Source organism: Arthrobacter sp. LFS091 (assembly GCF_047977885.1).
In the GTDB taxonomy this organism is placed as follows: Bacteria; Actinomycetota; Actinomycetes; order Actinomycetales; family Micrococcaceae; genus Arthrobacter.
This window is the reverse complement of the sequence record NZ_JBFPFP010000006.1, coordinates 202,990-222,007: the sequence shown is the minus strand read 5'-3', so window position 1 is coordinate 222,007 and position 19,018 is coordinate 202,990. Positions and strand designations below refer to the sequence as shown.

18 protein-coding genes are annotated in these 19,018 nt (G+C 63.2%); 8 read left to right on the top strand and 10 right to left on the bottom strand.

The features are described from left to right. Position 1: 1 nt before the first annotated feature. Entirely contained in the window at positions 2-3,457 is a 3,456-nt protein-coding gene (locus ACNQOP_RS13085) for an SNF2-related protein (protein ID WP_416404723.1), read from the bottom strand. Positions 3,458-3,622: 165 nt separating this feature from the next. Between ACNQOP_RS13085 and ACNQOP_RS13080 the strand changes: the two genes are divergently transcribed. After that, positions 3,623-4,471, top strand: a complete 849-nt coding sequence (locus ACNQOP_RS13080; RefSeq protein ID WP_416404722.1) for a hypothetical protein — start codon at positions 3,623-3,625, stop codon at positions 4,469-4,471. A gap of 24 nt (positions 4,472-4,495) precedes the next feature. On the opposite strand, the gene ACNQOP_RS13075 is transcribed toward ACNQOP_RS13080, so the two are convergent. After that, entirely contained in the window at positions 4,496-4,696 is a 201-nt protein-coding gene (locus ACNQOP_RS13075) for a hypothetical protein (RefSeq protein ID WP_235517766.1), read from the bottom strand. A gap of 118 nt (positions 4,697-4,814) precedes the next feature. After that, entirely contained in the window at positions 4,815-5,360 is a 546-nt protein-coding gene (locus ACNQOP_RS13070; protein ID WP_416404721.1) for a hypothetical protein, read from the bottom strand. Between the two features lie 142 nt (positions 5,361-5,502). Here ACNQOP_RS13070 and ACNQOP_RS13065 point away from each other — a divergent pair, with 142 nt between their 5' ends. Further along, positions 5,503-6,000, top strand: coding sequence for a sigma-70 family RNA polymerase sigma factor (locus ACNQOP_RS13065; protein ID WP_211713707.1), 498 nt, complete (start codon positions 5,503-5,505; stop codon positions 5,998-6,000). After that, a complete protein-coding gene (locus ACNQOP_RS13060) occupies positions 5,997-6,671 on the top strand; it encodes an anti-sigma factor family protein (RefSeq protein ID WP_284987567.1) in 675 nt (224 codons plus the stop codon). The genes ACNQOP_RS13065 and ACNQOP_RS13060 overlap by 4 nt, the downstream gene beginning before the upstream one ends. A 3-nt stretch (positions 6,672-6,674) precedes the next feature. On the opposite strand, the gene ACNQOP_RS13055 is transcribed toward ACNQOP_RS13060, so the two are convergent. From ACNQOP_RS13055 to trmB, 3 genes are read right to left on the bottom strand one after another with little or no spacing between them, the layout of a single operon-like run. Next, positions 6,675-7,163 (bottom strand): type II toxin-antitoxin system RatA family toxin, encoded by a 489-nt coding sequence (locus ACNQOP_RS13055; RefSeq protein ID WP_416404720.1) that lies wholly within the window; start codon positions 7,161-7,163, stop codon positions 6,675-6,677. A 1-nt stretch (position 7,164) separates the two neighbouring features. Continuing rightward, on the bottom strand, positions 7,165-7,557 hold the full coding sequence (locus tag ACNQOP_RS13050) for a hypothetical protein (protein WP_416404719.1): 393 nt from the start codon (positions 7,555-7,557) through the stop codon (positions 7,165-7,167). A gap of 20 nt (positions 7,558-7,577) precedes the next feature. Then, positions 7,578-8,483, bottom strand: a complete 906-nt coding sequence (gene trmB, locus ACNQOP_RS13045; RefSeq protein WP_284987569.1) for a tRNA (guanosine(46)-N7)-methyltransferase TrmB — start codon at positions 8,481-8,483, stop codon at positions 7,578-7,580. 220 nt (positions 8,484-8,703) lie between these two features. Between trmB and ACNQOP_RS13040 the strand changes: the two genes are divergently transcribed. After that, complete coding sequence (locus ACNQOP_RS13040; protein ID WP_284987570.1) at positions 8,704-9,219, top strand: pyridoxamine 5'-phosphate oxidase family protein; 516 nt, start codon at positions 8,704-8,706, stop codon at positions 9,217-9,219. A gap of 70 nt (positions 9,220-9,289) precedes the next feature. After that, positions 9,290-10,567 (top strand): CynX/NimT family MFS transporter, encoded by a 1,278-nt coding sequence (locus tag ACNQOP_RS13035; RefSeq protein ID WP_416404718.1) that lies wholly within the window; start codon positions 9,290-9,292, stop codon positions 10,565-10,567. 72 nt (positions 10,568-10,639) lie between these two features. Here the strand turns inward: ACNQOP_RS13035 and ACNQOP_RS13030 are convergent, their stop codons facing one another. Continuing rightward, a complete protein-coding gene (locus ACNQOP_RS13030) occupies positions 10,640-11,932 on the bottom strand; it encodes an MFS transporter (protein WP_235517757.1) in 1,293 nt (430 codons plus the stop codon). A gap of 31 nt (positions 11,933-11,963) precedes the next feature. Next, positions 11,964-13,181 (bottom strand): M20 metallopeptidase family protein, encoded by a 1,218-nt coding sequence (locus tag ACNQOP_RS13025; RefSeq protein ID WP_416404717.1) that lies wholly within the window; start codon positions 13,179-13,181, stop codon positions 11,964-11,966. Between the two features lie 139 nt (positions 13,182-13,320). Between ACNQOP_RS13025 and ACNQOP_RS13020 the strand changes: the two genes are divergently transcribed. Then, complete coding sequence (locus ACNQOP_RS13020) at positions 13,321-14,358, top strand: Lrp/AsnC family transcriptional regulator (protein WP_416404716.1); 1,038 nt, start codon at positions 13,321-13,323, stop codon at positions 14,356-14,358. Between the two features lie 173 nt (positions 14,359-14,531). Here the strand turns inward: ACNQOP_RS13020 and ACNQOP_RS13015 are convergent, their stop codons facing one another. Then, complete coding sequence (locus ACNQOP_RS13015; RefSeq protein ID WP_257369498.1) at positions 14,532-14,801, bottom strand: hypothetical protein; 270 nt, start codon at positions 14,799-14,801, stop codon at positions 14,532-14,534. A 572-nt stretch (positions 14,802-15,373) separates the two neighbouring features. On the opposite strand from ACNQOP_RS13015, the gene ACNQOP_RS13010 reads away from it, so the two are divergent. Both ACNQOP_RS13010 and ACNQOP_RS13005 read left to right on the top strand, forming a co-directional pair. After that, positions 15,374-17,419 carry an alpha/beta hydrolase gene (locus ACNQOP_RS13010; RefSeq protein WP_416404715.1) on the top strand — a complete coding sequence of 682 codons (2,046 nt, stop codon included), beginning with the start codon at positions 15,374-15,376 and terminating at the stop codon, positions 17,417-17,419. Between the two features lie 23 nt (positions 17,420-17,442). Further along, positions 17,443-18,036 carry a hypothetical protein gene (locus tag ACNQOP_RS13005; RefSeq protein ID WP_211713720.1) on the top strand — a complete coding sequence of 198 codons (594 nt, stop codon included), beginning with the start codon at positions 17,443-17,445 and terminating at the stop codon, positions 18,034-18,036. A gap of 198 nt (positions 18,037-18,234) precedes the next feature. On the opposite strand, the gene ACNQOP_RS13000 is transcribed toward ACNQOP_RS13005, so the two are convergent. After that, the gene (locus ACNQOP_RS13000; protein ID WP_416404714.1) at positions 18,235-18,963 is read right to left on the bottom strand and encodes an SAM-dependent methyltransferase; all 729 of its coding nucleotides are present in this window, start codon (positions 18,961-18,963) and stop codon (positions 18,235-18,237) included. Positions 18,964-19,018: the final 55 nt, after the last annotated feature.

The following is a 19,018-nucleotide window of genomic DNA, read 5'->3' as shown; positions in this document are numbered from 1 at the left end:
CCTATTCCGCGAACAGCGCCGCCAGGTCCTCCGCCGTCAACGAACCACCGGCCAGGGCGTCACCTTCCATCACGTCCGCGAACAGCTGCGATTTCTTGGCTTTCAACGCCATGACCTTTTCCTCGATGGTGTCCTTGGCAACCAGCCGGTAGACCATGACGTTGCGGGCCTGGCCGATGCGGTGGGTTCGGTCCACGGCCTGGGCCTCGGACGCCGGGTTCCACCACGGGTCCAGCAGGAACACGTAGTCCGCCTCAGTGAGGTTGAGCCCAAATCCGCCGGCCTTCAACGAGATCAGGAACACCGGGGCCGAGCCGTTCTTGAACTCGCTCACCACGTCTCCGCGGTTCCTGGTGGACCCGTCGAGGTAGCAGTACTCGATGCCCTCGGCGTCCATGCGGTCGCGGACCTTGCCGAGGAAGCCGGTGAACTGGCTGAAGATCAAGGTCCGGTGGCCTTCGGAGATGATGTCTTCCAGTTGTTCGAATAACACATCCAGTTTGGACGACCGCACGGCAGACAATGAAGAGTCCACCAAGGACGCGTCCAGGCTCAGCTGCCGCAGCAACGTCAGGGACTGGAAAATCGTGAAGCGGTTTTTGTTCACGTCGTCGATCAGCCCGAGGATTTTCTGCCGTTCGCGCTGCAAGTGGGTCTGGTAGACCTTCTGATGCCGCGGGTTCAGCACGACCTCCAGGATCTGCTCCTGCTTGGGCGGGAGGTCCTTGATGACCTGTTCTTTGGTGCGGCGCATCATGAGCGGACGCACACGACGGCGGAGCTTACCCAGTTGCGCCGAGTCACCGTTCTTCTCAACCGGCTTTTGGTAGTTCTCGGCGAACCGTTTGGGGCTGGGGAACAGCCCCGGCGCCACAATCGAGGTCAGGGCCCAGAACTCCATGAGGTTGTTCTCCAGGGGCGTGCCCGTGATGGCCAGCTTGAAACGGGCCGGCAGCTTGCGTGCGCACTGGTACGCCTTGGACTGGTGGTTCTTCACGAACTGCGCCTCATCCAGCATCAGCCCGGCCCACTGGAACGACGCGTAGGCATCGTAATCGATCCGGAACAGCGCATAGGAGGTAATGACGACGTCGGCACCCGCCAACGCGTCCACCGGCGACAGGCCACTCTTGGCAAAGGTTTCACCGACGGTGCGGACCACGAGGTCCGGCGCGAACCGCTGCGCCTCCAAGGCCCAGTTGCTCACCACACTGGTGGGCGCGACCACCAGGAACGGCGCACGGGGAGCCACGTCCGCGGAAGGCCCTTGAGCAGCAGTAACGCTCTCCGCGGCCAGGTCCTTGGCCGCGCACATTAGCGCGATCGCTTGCACGGTTTTACCCAGGCCCATGTCGTCAGCGAGCACGCCACCGAGGCTGTGCTTGTACAGGAAGCTCAGCCAGTTGAATCCTTCGAGCTGATACGGACGCAGCTCAGCGTTAAGGCTGGCCGGCAGCGGGAGCCCGGTCACGCCGTCGTCGAGCAATCCGCCCACAGCTTCGCGCCACGCCGCGGCTTGCTCGTCCACAATCCCGAGCTGCGCCAGCTCGTCCCAGAGCCCGGCCTGGAAGCGGCTGATCTGCAGGGTGCCGTCCTTGTTGTCCGGGTTGTCCTGCAGGGAGCGCGCTTCGTCGATCAGGGCGCGCAACTGGTGGAGTTCGGGCAGGTCGAGCGAGAAGTAGGCGCCGCTGGGCAGCAACATGCGGCTCATGCCCGCGGCCAGGGCCGAGAACACCGCGGCAAAGGACACCGGTTCGCCTTCGAGCGTGATCACGATGCCGAGGTCGAACCAGTCGCCGCTGGCAGTCTCCTTCGTGGAAATCGAAACGACGGGAGCTTCGGCTGCTTCACGGTAGTCGGCGATGTCACCGGAGGTTTCCACCACGACGTCGGGCAGTTCCTTCAGCGCGGGCAGCACCTCCTCGGTGAATGCCAGGGTGTCCAAACCGCTGAGCTCGGCAGAGGCCGCGAGCCGTGGAGCACCCCAACCACCCGTTGCCGACTCCGCCAACGCAGCCACCACATCCCATGGACGGCCCAGCGATTCCAGGATCCGGGCTTCCTCGGGATCGTCGCGGTAGCCGCGGTCGTTCGGGTGCCGCCACAAAGGCTGCGCGGTTACCAAGGTGCCGGACTTATAGTGCCACTCCCAGTGCAGCCGGACCTTGTGGTCGTTGCCGTAGTTGGCCAGCAGGGACAGCGTGGGGACCGCCAGTGTAGGCAGCTCAACGGACTCATCCGCGGCCTGCACGGGTGTGGATTGCCGCAACTTCGGGTAGAACGACGTCAGGAAGCGGCTCTCATCCTCAGCAGGAATCTGAAGGGTTTGGCCATCGGTAACGAACTCCAGGAGCTCATCGCTGACATCGCCCTCGATCGGGGCCAGGGTGATCAGGTTATTCTGCTGCGGCACGCCCGGCAGGGTGGCGCCCGAATGCGTGAAGAAAATCCCGTTGGCTGGCTTGCCCAGAAAGCCCACAGTTCCGGCGTCAACAGGCTCCCCAGCAACGGTCACTGACGGCGCGAGCTGCAGGCCGCCGTCGTGCGTGTCCTGTTCTGTGCCGCTGCGGCCCGCGTCCAAGCGCGCCAAACTCAGGCCGACGACGGCGGGTTGGGTCTCGACGCGGACGGGCTCGCTCCCAGCCGAGTGGATGAGTGGGATGCCGGCTTTGGCGGCGTCGGAAAGGAGGGTCCACAGGTTCTTGGCAGCGAAGTCGTTCAGGCTCAGCCACATGGCGCCCGACGGTTGCTGGCGGCCGTTGCTGGAACCGTGGGCCGCGAGGAAAGTCTGCAGCCATTCGACGTGGATCTCGTTGAATTCGCGCCGGAAACTGATGTAGCTGAGGTTGTTCCAGGAGACGTCGCCGCGGATCCATTTGCCTTTCGCGCCCATCATGACGGGGCGGGCCTTGAGCTGGCGGACGCTGCGCATGGGGTCGCGCCGGCCTGTGTAGGAGAAGTGCGCGGCGGGCTCTTCCACCTCGAACTGGAGCGCGAGCTGAATGCCTGCCGCGCTCGGAGCAGTGCCTGGCTTCGTGATCAGCCTGTTGAGGGCTTGTTCCCAAGCCGGACGGGCGGTGCCGCCCTGCTGGCCCGAGCCCAGACGCGATGTCTGGATGCCGGGTGCCTGGGAAAGGAGCTGCGCGCGGATGGTGGGGTGATCCTCGGCAGTGAAGAGCAACGCGGCGACGTGCTTGCAATCCTTCCGGACCGGGCAGCTGCAGATACCCACAGTGCAGGTCCAGCCGCTGGGTTTGCGAACCAGTTTTGCCGATGTCGAATAGGGCTGTGGGCCGTTTCCGCGGACCTTGCCGAGGAGGAGCCCCGTAGCCGCGTCGAAAGAAATCCCGCTCACTCGGCTGCCCATGGCATACGCCAATCCGGCCGCCAGTGAGCGGTCGTTGATGGCAGGAGTCTGAATGGCCAGTTCCCAGGTTTCGTCTGTGTGGGACGGCATGCGTCGGGCTACTTTCGGCAGGAGGTTATCTGCTCAATCTTAGTCAGCAGAAAACAGCTCCCAAACTTCGCCCTCCGTTAACCTCAACCTCGATTGCGGCGCAGCTCCCACGCGTACGTTGAAAGAGTCCGGAGCACCATCAGCTTTCAGCAGTGAGGATTCCCCATGACTACCAACGAGTACCCCGTCGTCCTGAACAAGACCAGCTTCGAAGCAGGCAATGCGGATGTTGTGGATTCCAACGTCAACGTCGTGAACGAGATGTACCAGGAACTCCTGAACAGCGACGAAATCGCCACCGCTGCGCTCAACAGCTACTTCGTGGACTTCTACCTGACCCAGGCACTGGCCGGCGGTTTCGCCCAGTACGTCTTCACCGCACCGGAACGCGAAGAAGTGGACGGGTACGTCCGGGCAGGACTTTCGGAAATGGGCGCGGTCCGCCACCTGGATTTGTTCAACCGGACCGCGGCCGCCTTCGATGCACTGACCGAGGACGAAGCTGAGGCCTACCTCGACGGCGAACTGGACGAATCCGAAGCCCCGGTTCCCGCTGTTGCGCTCCTTGATGAACTGGACGGCGAGTTCGAAGCCCTCCTCGAAGAGGAGGACATCATCGACCTCAACGCCACCTACCTCCGTGACCAGTCCGAACTGCTGGTCCTCTCTGAAGAGGACATCGAGGCACACATCGCCGAGCGGGTCGCGCAGGTTCCTGACCTTGCCGAGCGCCAGGCCGAAGCCGAGGAAGAAGCCCTCGCCAACGCCCCCGAGTTCGAGATCATCATCCGCGAGCTGTGCGACGTGGCTGGCTACGCCCTGGAAAAGATCACCATGGGCGACCCCAACTACCAGCACGACGGCGTCACCACCCTCGCCTGGCACTTCTCCACCGACCACGGCGACTACATCATGGTGGAGGACGACGACGAGGCCTTCATGATCCACCCCGAGACGAAGGAAATCATCGCGGCCGTGGAGTTCGAGGAGTCCGACGAGTTCGCTGACGCATAGCCCGCTGGCCGGCTGGGTTTTGGGTTAGCTGGAGGGCCTTCGTTTCAGTTGGATGAAGCCCCAGATGATCGTCGCTTGCCAGAAGGCGAGTAAGCCGACCCAGATCCAGTCGAGGCCACCGTTCGTGGCGTTCATTACCATCGCAGTGAAACCCAGGGCCCAGGCCACTTCCTGCACGACGAGGAACGCCGGGCTGGGCGGATTCTTGGTGCCGTTTTGTGCCATCTTCCCTCCCCAATGAGTAGCCTGCAGTCTAACGGACCCCGAATTCGCTGGAACGGTGCGAGATCGCGGGTAGGCTCCGGCGATCTCGCACGATTCCCCGGGTTTCGGCGCACCAAACTCAGTAACCGGAGGCCGCGGCGCCCTTGACCATCTCACCCGTAGGGCTGACCAGGTACCAGACACTGCCAACACCTTGGCCGGTCACATCACCGGGAGCCTTGTCCTTGGCATAGTAGTAGAGCGGCATGCCGTTGAGGGTTACCTGTTTCTTGCCGTCCGGCGAGTTGATGGTTCCCACCTTGCCCGTGACGCCTTCAACGGCGGGCGCGTCCGACGTCGTGGTGAAGATCGGCCACGCAGTAAGGCAAGCGTCGACGCAGGCGCTCTTACCTGAGTCCTTAACGTCCTTGGTGAAGAAGTAGAGGCTCATCCCTTTGCTGTCCACCACGATCTGGCCGGCACTGGACGAGGCGGTTTTCATCTCCGCAGCCGCGGAGGTGGCCATGGAGGAGGCGGACGCTGATCCCGAGGAGGCGGACGACGGCGCTGTGGACGAAGCAGGCGGGGGAGCGGACGACGTGGTGGTTCCTGGACTTCCGCCACACCCCGTCAGTGCAGCGCTCAACAGCAACGCTCCGATTCCAAGGCTGAGTCGTGTTGTCATCTCTAGCTCCTTTGCTCGGCCGGCCGGGATGAGTCGGCGCTAACCCCTACGACGCGGATGGGGGAAGAATGGTTCACGGGACTGAACCATTTCTGCGCGGCAGGCGTCGTATGAGCGAAGGGGCAACCGGGAAGGGGTGGATATGCCGCTGGATGAGGACGTGGTGGCTGCGATCTATCGCGACCATGGCACGGCCCTGAAGCGCTTTGTGCTCAGCTGCACCCCGGACGCCCACCAAGCTGACGATGTTGTGCAGGAGACCATCCTGAAGGTGTGGCAGCATGCTCCACAAATCACGGGCAGCCTCCGCAGTTACCTCTTCCGCACGGCACGCAACGTGATCATCGACAATTATCGGAAGGCGCAGCGCCGTCCTGCCGAAACCGGAGAGCACGACCTTCCCGACCATGCCGCCACCGAACGCGTCGATGAGCTGCTGAACCGGGTCCTCATGGAGGAGGCCCTGCTCCGGCTCAGCCACGAACACCGCGAGGTCCTGGTGGCCTTGCACTACCAGCGGTTCACCGTCAGCGAGGCAGCACTGCAGCTGAACATCCCGGCGGGAACCGTAAAATCCCGGGCTTTCTATGCTGTGAAAGCCCTCCGAACAATCCTTGACGAAATGGGGGTGGAACGATGAACGGCAACTCCGTCCACCAATTGCTGGGCGCCTATCTTTTGGGCGGGCTCGACCCCGTGGAGGAGGCCGCCTTCCGGGACCACCTCGCCCATTGTGCCGACTGCCGTCACGAACTGGAGGAACTGGAAAGCCTCCCCGCCTTGCTCGACGCCGTCCCCGCGGCTGACGCTGTCGCCCTCACCGCGGCGGGGGGTGCCGGCGCCCTCGCGCCGCTGGAACCACTGCCCGAAGCGCTTCCGGAAAAGGTGCTGGTCGATTTGTCGGTCCGCAGGCGGAAATCACGACGCCGGTGGGCGGCTCTGGTGGGTGCAGTCGCCGCTGCTTGCCTGGCAGTTGGGTTCCTTGCCGGGCCGCTGCTGAACCAGGCACCGAAGCCTGATGCGAGCTACTCGGTCCAGTCGGACAGCGGATTACAGCTGACGGTGGGCATGGTGAAGAAAACTTGGGGCACCGAGCTAGAGGTGGAGGGCCGGAGCATGCCCCTCCAAGGGACGTTGTATTTGTGGGTGAAGGGCAGGGACGGGGCCGAGGAACGAACCTGTGGCTGGACAGCGACACCAAGCGGCCGGATCAAGATCACCGGCGCAACCCCGGTGCAGTTGGCGGGCATTGCCGGTGTTGAGTTGCGCGACGATACCGAGAAGACCGTGGCATCGATTTCGGTGCCTTAGGCCTCAGCGCTCCGGGGCGCCCTGTGATCGGAGTTCTGCCACGAGGGCAGGATCCTCGCAGGCCTTGGCGAACGCCTCGATGCGTCGCTCGATTTCCCGGCCAAGCAGCCAGCTGCCGATCCGCTCTGCCACTGGCTTCAGCAACGCCGGGCGGCATGAAAAGGTGTACTTCCAGACTGCCCGGGTTCCGCCGTGGTCCGCTGTGAACCGCCAACCGCCACCAAAGTTCTCAAAGAACCAAGGCCCGGAAACCATTGTCATGCCCACGTTGCGCGGTGGCGTGTACGAGACGTATTCGCTGACCATTTTCAGGCCCATGCGTGACACAGTCCTGGTGCGCACACCCTTGCCGGCCGTCGTGGCGCCGTCCAGGAAGCCTTGCGCCGAGATGAACGGGTCCCACTTGAGACGGAAGGCGCCAGTGGTTTGGGAGAGCGCGAAAGCTGTTTCGGGATCCAAGCGGATGAGGCGCTCGGCGCGGACCTGCGGCATCTCAGTTCCCCTGCCCCGCGCCGACCACAAGGAACACCATGAAGACCACACCAAAGATGTTGACCGCCATGATCGCAAGCCCGATGATGCCGGTAATGCGGCCCGCGTTCATTCGCCCGGCCCGGAACACAGCGATCAGCCCACAGACCACGGCCACGATGGCGAGCAGGACAGCGACACCAGCCAGCACCAACGCGCCGAACCACCAGGCATCGTTGCCCTGGTTGTAGCGGCTCACCGCCGAAGCGACGGCTGCTATACCCAGGGGGATGCTGACTACCGCCGCAATGGGTGAAAGGACTGCGGAGATGATGCTGGTGATGCCGGCACCCAGGCCACGATTACCGGACCGTTGGGGTTGCTGGTAGTAATCGACCGGTGGCTGGTAGCTCATGGTTCCCCCAATAAGTCTGGCTAGATCTTGCGGTATGTAAGGTCGAAAATCATGCGGCCGGCCTCATGGGCTTTGTTCTCGAAGCTCGTCCGGATGCGGCCCTCGAAGCGCGGAGCCCAGCCGCCCTCCTGGTCCACGCCTTCGTTCGGGCCCGTATGCTCCGTGCTGACCGGGGCGCGGCCCTCCCGTACCGGAGCGCCACCCACAACGGACTCGACGCCGGATTGCCAGACTTGCGTCAGCGGGCTTTCCTCGCCACTGCGCTCGCCGTCATGCATGTTCTCAAACTCCTTGGAATCGGCCAGGACTTCCCGGACGTGCACGGCATAGTTGGACCAGTCCGTGGCGATGCGCCAGTAGCCACCCTTTTCCAGGGCCTTGGCCGCGACGGCCGCGAACGCCGGCTGGATCAGGCGGCGCTTGTGGTGCCGTGCCTTATGCCAGGGATCCGGGAAGAACACCCAGAGTTCGCTGACCGACCCGGGTGGAAGCATGGACTCGAGAACCTCGGGAGCGTTGGCTTCCACCACGCGTACGTTGGTCAGCCCGCGGCTGTTGATCTTGATGATGGTGTTGGCCAGCCCGGGCGTGTAGACCTCGACGGCAAGGAAGTCCTTGTCCGGGTTCTGCTCGGCTGCGTGGACCACGGCATCGCCCAACCCGGAACCGATCTCGACGATCAGTGGAGCCTTGCGACCAAACACGGCCTCGGCGTCGAACGTGTAATCCGGGTGGACCGAGGTGTTGGCGACGTGGCGGGGCACTTGGATGGCCCAGCGCTCGGCGTGCTCTTCCCAAGCGGCCTGCCTGCGGCCCTGCAAGCGGGTGCCCCGGCGCACAAAGCTGACCGGGCGGCCGCCGTATGTGCCGAACGAAGCCTGGGTGCCGGGCGTGACTGGTCGCGGGGAATCTGGGGTTTCACTCATCCCTTCCAGAATACTTTGGTTCGGATGCGAGGATTCTCTGCGTTCCGGATCAGACCACCAGCGCCGCTCCGCCGTTTTGCCATGGGGAGTTGTGCCCCTGTGGGTAGAGTTGCCTGATGCTGGAGATCCGCCCGAACTGTGAATGCTGCGTTGCGTCTCATAGTTGTCCAGGGCAATGAATACAAGCGAGGAGACGCTGGAGCGGGTTCTAGGATCCCTGGTGGCGGCAACGAAAGGGCGCACCCCTTTTACGCTCGGTTTCCTGGGCACCACGGGAGCGGATGGAGGACCACGGGTCCGTGCGGTCATCGTCCGGGAGGTGGACCGCGCCGCTGGCCGGCTCATGGTGGCCACCAATTCCCTGTCCCGTAAGGTCGCCGAGATTGACCACCAGCCACGGGTGGCACTGACCTTATACGACGACGACCGCGGGGTTCAGCTGCGCATCAGAGGTGACGCGGCGGTGGTCGAAGATGAGAAGGAACGACGCCGGGCCTGGGAGCGGTTCAGCCCGAGCAGCCGTCACCTTTATGCGTCCCGCCTGGTTCCGGGAACTCCCCTCCCGGATCGGCCTGCTGATGGCCCCGATGATGGTGAGACGGCAATGGAGCGTTTCGCTTGGATCAGGATCGACATGACGGATCTGGACTGGTTGGACCTCTCGGGCGACCCCCACATCCGCTGGCAGTTCACCCGCGACGACGGCGGCTGGCACGGACTGGAAGTTGTCCCCTGAGATCGGGTCACATCACGGGCAATGGCTGCCAGCTGAAGTCCAGTAAGCACCGGCTGACAGAATAGGACGTGTGACCTCCTCCCAGAAGCCCGGCTACCCCAAGGATCAAGTCCCGCCGTCAATCGCGGTGGACGCCGAAACCAACGAAGAACCACCCGCGGATCCCACGCAGCTGCGCGGCAAGAGGGGTCTGGTTTACCTGGCCGTCTGCCTGGTTCTCATTGGCTTGAACCTCCGGACGGTCTTCTCGAGTTTCTCCGCGGTGCTTCCGGAAATAACGTCCGACGTCGGCCTGCCGGGCTGGGCGCTGGTTGTCCTCACCACCGTGCCGGTCACCTTGTTGGGCGTCTTCGCGCCTCTGGCTCCCATCCTTGCCCGCAGGTTCGGGGCGGAGCGGGTGCTGCTCGGGGCAATGGCTGTCCTCACCGCGGGGTTGCTCCTGCGTCCGGCCGACATAGGAAGCGCGGGCCATCTCCCTACGCTCTTGATCGGAACGGCGGCGTGCGGTGCCGCCATCGCGTTGTGCAACGTGCTTCTTCCCGGCGTAGTGAAGCGGGACTTCCCGCACCGACTGGGCCTGATGGGTGGGCTCTACACAACGGCCATCTGCGCGTCCGCCGCACTTGGTGCCGGCTTCACGTATCCGGTGTTTGCGGCTACCGGGCAGTGGACGTCGGCACTGTGGTTCTGGGCGGTTCCAGCCGCCGTCGTGCTTTTGCTTTTCCTGCCGTTGGCAATCCGCCAGCCCACGGTAAAACACCAGGCCGTTCGCAGTGGCGCGAACGTTTGGCGTTCAGCGGTGGCATGGCAGGTCACCCTGTTCATGGTGCTGCAGGCCATGATGTCCTTCAGCGTGTTCGCCTGGATGGCGCCGATTCTGCGTGAGCGGGGAGTCGACGGCGGAACGGCCGGACTGATCGTGTCGGTGTCAATCGTGCTCCAGATGCTTGGCTCGCTGTTTGCCCCGGCCCTGGCTACACGCTTCAAGGACCAACGGATCATCAACACGGTGGTGGCGCTCATGACGGGTGGCGGGTTTGCGTTGACGATCTTTGGCCCGACGGAACTCATCTGGGTCTGGACCGGGCTCAACGGCCTGGGTCAAGGCTCCCTCACTGCCGTAGCACTGACCATGATCATGGTCCGCACCCGGGACGCCCACACGGCATCGAATCTGTCCGGGATGATGCAGGGCGTGGGCTACGGAGTAGGTTCTGTTGGCACCTTGATGGTGGGCCAGCTTCACCAGGCCACGGGCGGCTTTGCTGCAGCGGGGATCCTTTTCCTGGTGATCGGGGCACTCGCCGCCTTCTTCGGCTACCGCGCTGGCCGCGACCGCTTCGTTTAATGTTGTGAGGCCCGCTCTGCGTCCCAAAACCTCGGGTAAGCGTGCAGAGCGGGCCTCGCAACGAAAGAGAACTCAGACGGTGAGGTCCTTGCCCTTCGTTTCCGGAATCGAGAAGGCGAACACGATGCCCACCAGCAAGAGGATCACCGCGTAGACATTGAACAGGTAGCCCTGCCCGATGCTGCCGAGCCAGGTCTGCAGGTATGGAGCCGTGCCACCGAAGGCGGCCACGCAGATGGAGTACGGGACGCCGACGCCGATGGTGCGGATGTGCGTCGGGAACAGCTCCGCGTAGACAGCAGGAACAATGGCTGCGCTGCCTGCGATGAAGAACAACATCACGGACATGGACACTGCCAACTGCCATGGTGAATCCTTCAGCAGCCACGTCATGGGGAAGTGCAGCAGTGCGGCGCCTGCGGACGAAGCGATGATGACGGGCTTGCGGCCGATCCGGTCGGACAGTTTGCCCCAGAACGGCAGGGCTGCGATGAAGACAACATTTGCGATCACACCCGCCCACAGGGCCGCACCGCGGTCCATCTTCAGGGAAGTCGCCGCATAGCTCGGAGCCACAACGCCCCAGATGTAGTACACAACGGTCAGGCCAACGGTGAGGCCGATAACCTGCAGCGCCTGCTTGCGATACTTGACGATCTGCGGCCAGACCGGCAGTCGCTTCTCTTTGGGGGCCTCGGCTTCGAACGCTTCGGTTTCCTTCATCTTGGCCCGCATAACCAGGGCGTAGACACCCAGCGCACCACCAACGAGGAACGGGATCCGCCAGCCCCACGCACTCATCTCTTCCTTGCTCAGGACAGCGGTGAGGATAGCGCCCAGCAACGTTCCCGCGAGGATTCCGGCCGTGCCGGAGGTGTAGATGAGGGTGGCCCAGAAGCCGCGCTTTTCCTTTGGAGCCATTTCAGACAAATACGTTTGCGACGACGGCAACTCACCACCGTGCGCCAGGCCTTGGATGAGGCGGGCCACCAGGAGCATCACCGAAGCGAACGCGCCCACAGCTGCGAACGTCGGTGCGATACCGATCATGAGGCTGCCCACGGCTCCCAATGCCACCGCGAAAGTCATGGAGGTTTTACGGCCAATGCGGTCGCCGATCCAGCCGAAAACGAAACCGCCGAACGGCCGGGCAACGAACCCGACTGCGAAGATCGCCAAGGTGGATAGAACGGCTGACGTGGGGTCCGCCTGGCTGAACAAAGCGCTCGCAATGAAGGGCGAGAATGTGGCGTAGATGGCCCAGTCGTACCATTCGACGGCGTTGCCAATGCCCGTTCCGACGAGCGTTCGCACATGGGACTTGTGGACTTTGACCTCGGGGGTCGTTCCTACGGTAGCGGTCATGTCATTCTCCAAGTGGGGGAGGGGCTGGGAGTCAGTTGCCGGCGAGGGCAGCGATGCGGGACACGGCGAGTTCGGCGTACAGCGCGGCACCGTCGGTGAGGACGCCGTCGTCGAACATTGCGTAAGGCGAGTGGTTGAACGGCGACGTCGTGTGGTCGGCGCCGGGGGCAACGGCGCTCAGTCCCACGAACGTTCCGGGAACTTCGGCGAGAACCCGGGAGAAATCTTCGGAGCCGCTGAGCGGTGTGGCCATCCGGGTGTGGCGTGAGTCGCCGAACATTCCGGCGATGACCTTCTCCGCAGTGGTGGTTTCGTGCTCGTTGTTGATGGTGAGGGGGTATTCCTCCTGGTAGTGCACGTCCACCTCCAAGCCGTGGGCTACGGCGATGCCCTGGAGCAGCCGGGGTACCACTTCCATCATCTTCTGCCGGGACGCTTCGGAGAAGGTCCTGATGGTTGCTTCGATGCGGGCAGTCTCGGGGATGACGTTGCGCTTGGTACCGGCGTGCAGGACACCGACAGTCAGGACGACGGGATCGAACATGTTGAACTGGCGCGTGACCATGACCTGCAGGGCGGTGACCATTTCCGCTGCGGCGGTCACGGGGTCCTTCGCCGAGTGCGGGGCCGAACCGTGGCCACCCGCGCCCAGCACCGTGACCACGAGGCCGTCGGAGGAGCTCAGCATGACGCCGGGCTTGGTGACGAACTGGCCGTGGGGTTCAAGGGAGGAGAAGACGTGCATTCCGTAGGCGGTGTCCGCACGACGGCCGGCTGCGTCCAGGACCCCCTCCTTCAGCATGTAGCTTGCACCGTCGTAGCCCTCCTCGCCGGGCTGGAACATGAGGATGACATCTCCAGCCAGCTGGTCGCGACGCTCCGCGAGGATTGTTGCCGCGCCGGCAAGCATGGAGGTGTGGAGATCGTGGCCGCAGGCGTGCATGGCGCCGTCCACCCGGGACGTGAAATCCACGCCGGTGCGTTCCTGCACGGGGAGCCCGTCCATGTCAGCCCGAAGCAGAACTACGGGTTTCTCGGCCGAGGCGTGGGCGGCGCCGCCGCGCAGAACCGCGGTGACCGACGTCGTTTCCTTGCCGAGCGTAATCTCGTAGGGGAGTCCGTCCAGCGCCTTGAGCACCTTTTCCTGGGTGCGGGGAAGATGCAGGCCGATCTCAGGTTCGCGGTGGAGGTCATGGCGGAGTCGGACGATGTCGTCCTGCATTTCCTTGGCGTCGGCCACGATGGTCATTTGTGCTCCTGTGTGCTTGGGGGCGGGTTCCTTAAGCCATTGTGTGGTGACGTGGTTCACATGCTTCTAAACATCTGAAAATATGCACCGAATCGCACCGAATTGCAGGAATCATGCACTGGTTCTGGATAATGGACTCATGGAACTCAGCGAGGAAGACCTGCGCCTGGTCAACGCACTCCAGATTTCGCCCCGGATCAGCTGGTCCGACGCCGGTCAGGTACTCGGCGTCCACGGGACCACGCTGGCTGCCCGATGGGAGCGCCTACGGGCGGCGGGTGCAGCCTGGACCACGGCCCACCTCATGGGTGATCCGAAGGACATGTGCCTGGCCATGGTGGACATCGACTGCGAAATGCACCTCAGGCCCAACGTCACGGCCGCCGTTGCCCAGCTCCCCGAAGTGATCACCGTGGAAGAGGCGGCCAGCAACCGCGACCTCACTCTCACCGTCATCACCCAGGACCTGGAACAGTTCAGCACCCTGTTGCTGCCCAAGCTGAAGGAAATCCAGGGGCTCACCAAATACCAAACGGCCCTCTGCACCCGGATCCACACCAGCGGTTACGCCTGGCGGCTCAACGTCTTGACCAAGGCGGAGCAACAGGCTCTGCGGAGTCTCGCGGGGCCCGAGTCGGCCAACCCCTCAGCGCAGGACGCGATCGTGGTCCCGCTCCCGGAAAGCCACCTGGCCCTCATCCCGTTCCTCGCCCGTGACGGACGCGCTACCGCTGCGGAAATTGCCCGCGCCTTGGGTCGGAATCCAGCCACCGTCCAGCGACAACTCGGGCGTGTGCTGGCCAGCCGGATGCTGTCCTTCCGCTGCGAAATTGCCCAGCAGTTCTCCGGCTTCCCTGTCACAGTTCAATGGTTCGCGAACGTTCCAGCGGGAGAACACGAAGCCGCCGCCACGGAACTCCGGGCCATCAGGAACACCCGCTTTTCGGCATCCACCACGGGACGCACCAACTTCACCATGATCATGTGGCTGCGTTCATTGGCCGATGTCATGGAGTTGGAGCTCATCATCCAACAGCGCATTCCGGGCATTGAACTGGTGGAAAGCGTGGTCATGCTGAACACGGCAAAGCGCGTCGGCTGGATGCTCAACCCCGACTCCACTGCCACCGGGCAAGTGGTTCCGGCGTATGGGGAGCTGCTTCCGGACGGCGTTTAGCTGTGACTTTCGGCGATAAATGGCGGTCTTTTGCAGCGCTGTTTGGCGTGCACGCACAGCCTTGGAACTTCAAGCTGCGCTCATAACTACATGCTGCCATACCAACCCGCCACAACTATCAAGGCAGCTGCATGCTTGAGGATGCTCAACCGGGCGTTCAATAAGCGAATGAATCAGATGTTCTCTCGGGTGAGGTCGATTTCGAGGCCGCAAGAAAATCGGTTCCAGTAATGGACTTCGTCCTCCTCGTTGCCGCCGTGGACGTCCGCGATGAGGAGATCACCGCCGAGCAGATCTTGAACGATGAGAGCTGTGGGTCCGCACTGGCCGTGTGCCGGGTTGTCAGGGTTCCACTCCGCAAGGCCCTTTGCGTCGAGGCAGGTCGTATCTGCGCCCCAAGATAGGCGGAATGCTCGCTCAAGCTCGAGCAACGTATGAGTCATGGCGCCAGAGTACCAAGGGCCTGCTGAACGATAAGGCATCTCTCAGCGGGTGCCGAGCGAGCACACCCTGCTGCCAACGGTTCGGTCCAGTCCGCGGTCCGGCAATCTGGTCCCGCAGTCAGTCTCGACCCTCCGCGCCGCTGTACTTGCCCAGCTTCGGAACTGTCTCCCAGGTTCCGGGGGTGGAGTGTCCTGCGCCAAAGATCGCATCTTCAGAGAAGCTGGAATTAGGAAAATCCTGGATGGTCACCGTTCCCTCGGACCGTAGATCCACGATGGCCGAGGATAAGTCGGTCTTCCTCAGGGGATCGCTTTCAGACGGGGAGAACTTCCATATCCCCACCACTTGTTCACGATCGGTGCGTGAGGAATCGGAGCCGAGCACGATGTCGTGGAGGAAGAGGCGGCGAACACGAGGACCAACGCGGATATGCGCAGAATGTTCCGTCGTTTCATCGCCGGGCGTTCCGTTCTGTTGTTGTAGCCCGCTTATGCAGTGCACCAGGTAATCAGGATTTGACGCGCCAAAGGCGGATCAGGCGAAGGGTTATGCTAATCGTTAGATTAACTATGTGGTGAAGGGGGTCGGAGTGGGGATTGTCTTTGATGAGGGTGCGGCCGATGCTCTGATCAGTGCCGCCGAGGCCGCGGAGGAGATCCTGCGGTCCGAGGGCTGGTTCCTGGGCGGTGCTATTGACCAGGCGATGCAGGACTTCAAAGGCGGTTACGCGCAGCTGTTCATCGAAGCCTGCGCCACGAGAGCTGATGACCGCGGCGCACTGGCCGGTGTCCTCGCCGGGCTCGCCGAAGACGTCCGCGGCGCGAAAGTCCGGGCAAGAGAAGAAAAAGCCCGGGAAAAACATCTCACCGCTTGGCGGCTACGTGCCGATGCCCGTCAAGAGGACCTGGCCTCTCTGGACCCGGCACGGCAGTCCGCGGCCATGCTGGAGATGGCGCACGATCCCAGGCCCGAGGAAACCCCCGTCCCGGCACCGAGCATCACCGCGGTGTTCTCTCCGAGGGACAGGAACCGGTACGCCGGCGGATCCGGGAACGGAACAAGCTCAGCGGACCCCGCAGCGTTGCGGGGATTCGCAGCCCAGTCCCGTGCCTCCTCGAACATCCTCAACAATGAACTCGGCCACGTGCGGAACGCGTGGGCCGTATTCGCCGCAGCGTGTTCCTGGGTGAACCACGGCGCGGTGACTTTCGTGGCCGGCTTCGAGCGGCTGCTGGCCGAGAACACCGCCGACTCTGACTGGATCGAGCAGATAGCGGGCGCGTTCGAATCAGCTGGCAGCGGCACCGTGACCGAGACCGTGCTTAACAGCGCCCTCATCCGGTACGCACCGCCGGGGCGAATCGGGTTGAATGACATCGGTGCCCTGAACAACGCACAGCTGAAAGCCTGGCTCGCCACCCCAGCGAACAAAGACCGGCTCCAAGGGCTCCTGCAGCAACCAGGACTGGACCCCGCGGTAATAGCGACTTGGTGGGCTGGGCTCGGCCACACCATCGCCAAAGACGGCTCTCTTGAACCCGGCGCAAGCCAGAAGCTTCTGATCGAGACCTTCCCCGGAATAATCGGGAACCTGAACGGAATCACGGCCACCGCCCGGAACGAAGCCAACCGGATACGCCTCGTCACTGAGCAGGAACGCATCAAGGCCGAGCTCGCCAGGACGCCTCAATTTCTGCCCGTCAGTCAAGGCCTGTCCATCACCAACCCGGCGTGGACACGGCTGCAAACGCAGCAGAAGGCCCTTGATGGCATCACCGACGCTGTAAGGAACGCGGGCGGCGTCAACGCTGTCCTACTCGGCTTTGACCTCACCAACGGTTCCCCGAAGGCACAGGTCTCTGTGGGTAACCCCGACACGGCTGACAACGTTACCTACGCCGTGTCCGGCATGCTCATCACCCCTCAAAGCGGCTTTAACGACTGGGCAACAAACGCCGCCAACCTCCAGGAGCGACAAGGGCGACACGACCCGAGGAAATCGTTCGCTGTGGTGGCGTGGATCAACTACGAACCACCAACAGTCCCGACCGTGAACAGCGGCGATGCCGCCCATGCCGGTGCGGACCGATTCGTCGCAGACCTGCAAGGGTTCAACGCCGTCAGAGACAGTCTGGGCAACAGAACCCCCGAGACCTTGAACGTGCTGGCCCATTCCTACGGCACCACCGTGACCTCCAACGCCCTCGCGTCCGCGCACTTGAACGTCGCCTCCTTCACGATGCTCGGTTCCGCCGGCATCGAAAAGGACATCCGGAACACCTCGGACCTCCACGTCCCCGCCGGACAGGTCTACGCCACCGAAGCCGCAGGTGACGGGCTGGCTGACCTGGGCCGCTTCCAACGCCAGGACCCGCGGATGGAATCCTTCGACGCCAAAGTGTTCTCATCAGAAACGGCCATCATCGACGGAACCGAATACCACGGCACCACCGAACACAACACACTGGTACACGGAACAGACAACAGCGGCTACGGCTACCTCGACAAAGACACCACCGCCCTCTATGAAGCGGCCCTCACCACCACCGGCAACGGCGACCGTATCCTGCCAGGCGCACGACCCGTAACGCCTCCGGCCGGATTTGCCGGCCGATAAACAACCCAGGAAGAGTGAACCCCATGCCCCACGAACCAAAAAACCGGCACAAGACCGGCCGTATCCTCGCCGCAGTGGTCTTCACGGCCATCGCGCTAAGCGCCTGCACCCCCACCACCACGGAGAACCCCATGACCGGCTCAAACAACCCCAGCGACCCCGCAACCGTCAAAGCCCAAGTCGAAGAACTCAAACAAGCCCTCACCGACCTCCACGCCTTCAAAACCGAAACCCAACAAACCATCGGAACCCAGAAATGGGAAGACAAAAACCTCCGGAACAGTTCGTGCACCACCGATGACGGCAAAGACGGGGTGAATTACCGCATCCTGAGTCAAACCCTCGATCCCGTGGATCTGGAAGCGTCCGTAGAAGTTGTCAAGAAGTTTTGGGAATCCAGGGGCTTCACCACCCGAGTCGAAACCAACCCCAAGGACCCGGGTCTCATCGACCTCTACGCCAATCAGAACGGCGGACACTTGGTGTCCTTCACCGCGAACGTACGGGGCTCCAGTTTGGGGATGGACACCGTCTGCGTCGCAGGAGACCAACACGCCATCTACAAAGAGCTCGATAGGCAGGAAGCAAGCGCCGCGCCCACTGAGACTGGAAAGTAGAACCTCCGACAGCGCGCGTTCCCTCTGTGCTGAATCGGTGCAGGCTGACGGCGATTGCTCTCTCGGCCAGCGCCCTCCTGCTGCTGACAGCCGGATGGGCCTCCATATCCACCTTCTCGTGAGTCCACAGATCCGAGAGTGATGCGACGTCCACCCCTTCTCTCGGGCGTATAAGCGTTTAGCCCGCTGGCTTCGTTGTCAGCCGCGTCCCTGGCCCAGTTTGGTGGCCTTGAGGACGGCGTCCGAGGTGGTTCCGGCTTCGCCGTTGGGCCCGGACACTGCGCGCTTCCTTTCGTCCACCACCTCTAGCTGCCAGTTGTCGCTGTTGTTCATGCCGAGCTCAGCGGCCAGTTGCTCCGGGGTGAAGAACATGCCGGAATCGTGGTGATGGCTCCACTCCGGCAGCCCCTGCGGGTGGTGCCCCACGATCAACAGCGTTCCGCCGGGCGCCACAGCAGCTGCGGCCTTTACAGCGGAGTCCTGCCACGGCAACAAGGGGGAATGCAGGAAATGGGCTGACACCAGATCGAATTCGGGCTGCGGCGCCCACTCCGTGAGGTCCTGTTGCTGCCAGATGATCCGGTCCGCGTACTCGGTTTCCGCAGCGTGGGCTGCTGCCCGTTCAAGCGCGACGGCGGACACGTCCAGTGCCGTAATGGTCCAGCCTTGCGCTGCCAACCAGATCGCGTCCCCGCCCTCTCCGGAGCCCAGATCCAAGGCCTTGCCCGGCTGCAAATCCGTGACCTCGGCAACCAACTGCGGGTTGGGGTTCCCGCTCCAGATTTTCGCCCGCTCCCGGTACATGCCGTCCCACATGTCCACGGCATTGTCAGCGTCTTCGTGGAGGTTGAGCCCGGTCTGTTGGGCACCATCATGGGTGTGGTCGCCGTGCTGGTGGGTGCCGGCGTCGTGCAGGTTTTCAGTCATGGGACAAGCGTGCCGTGCGCGACGCGCTCAAGGCAACGGCTGTTGCCGTTTCGGC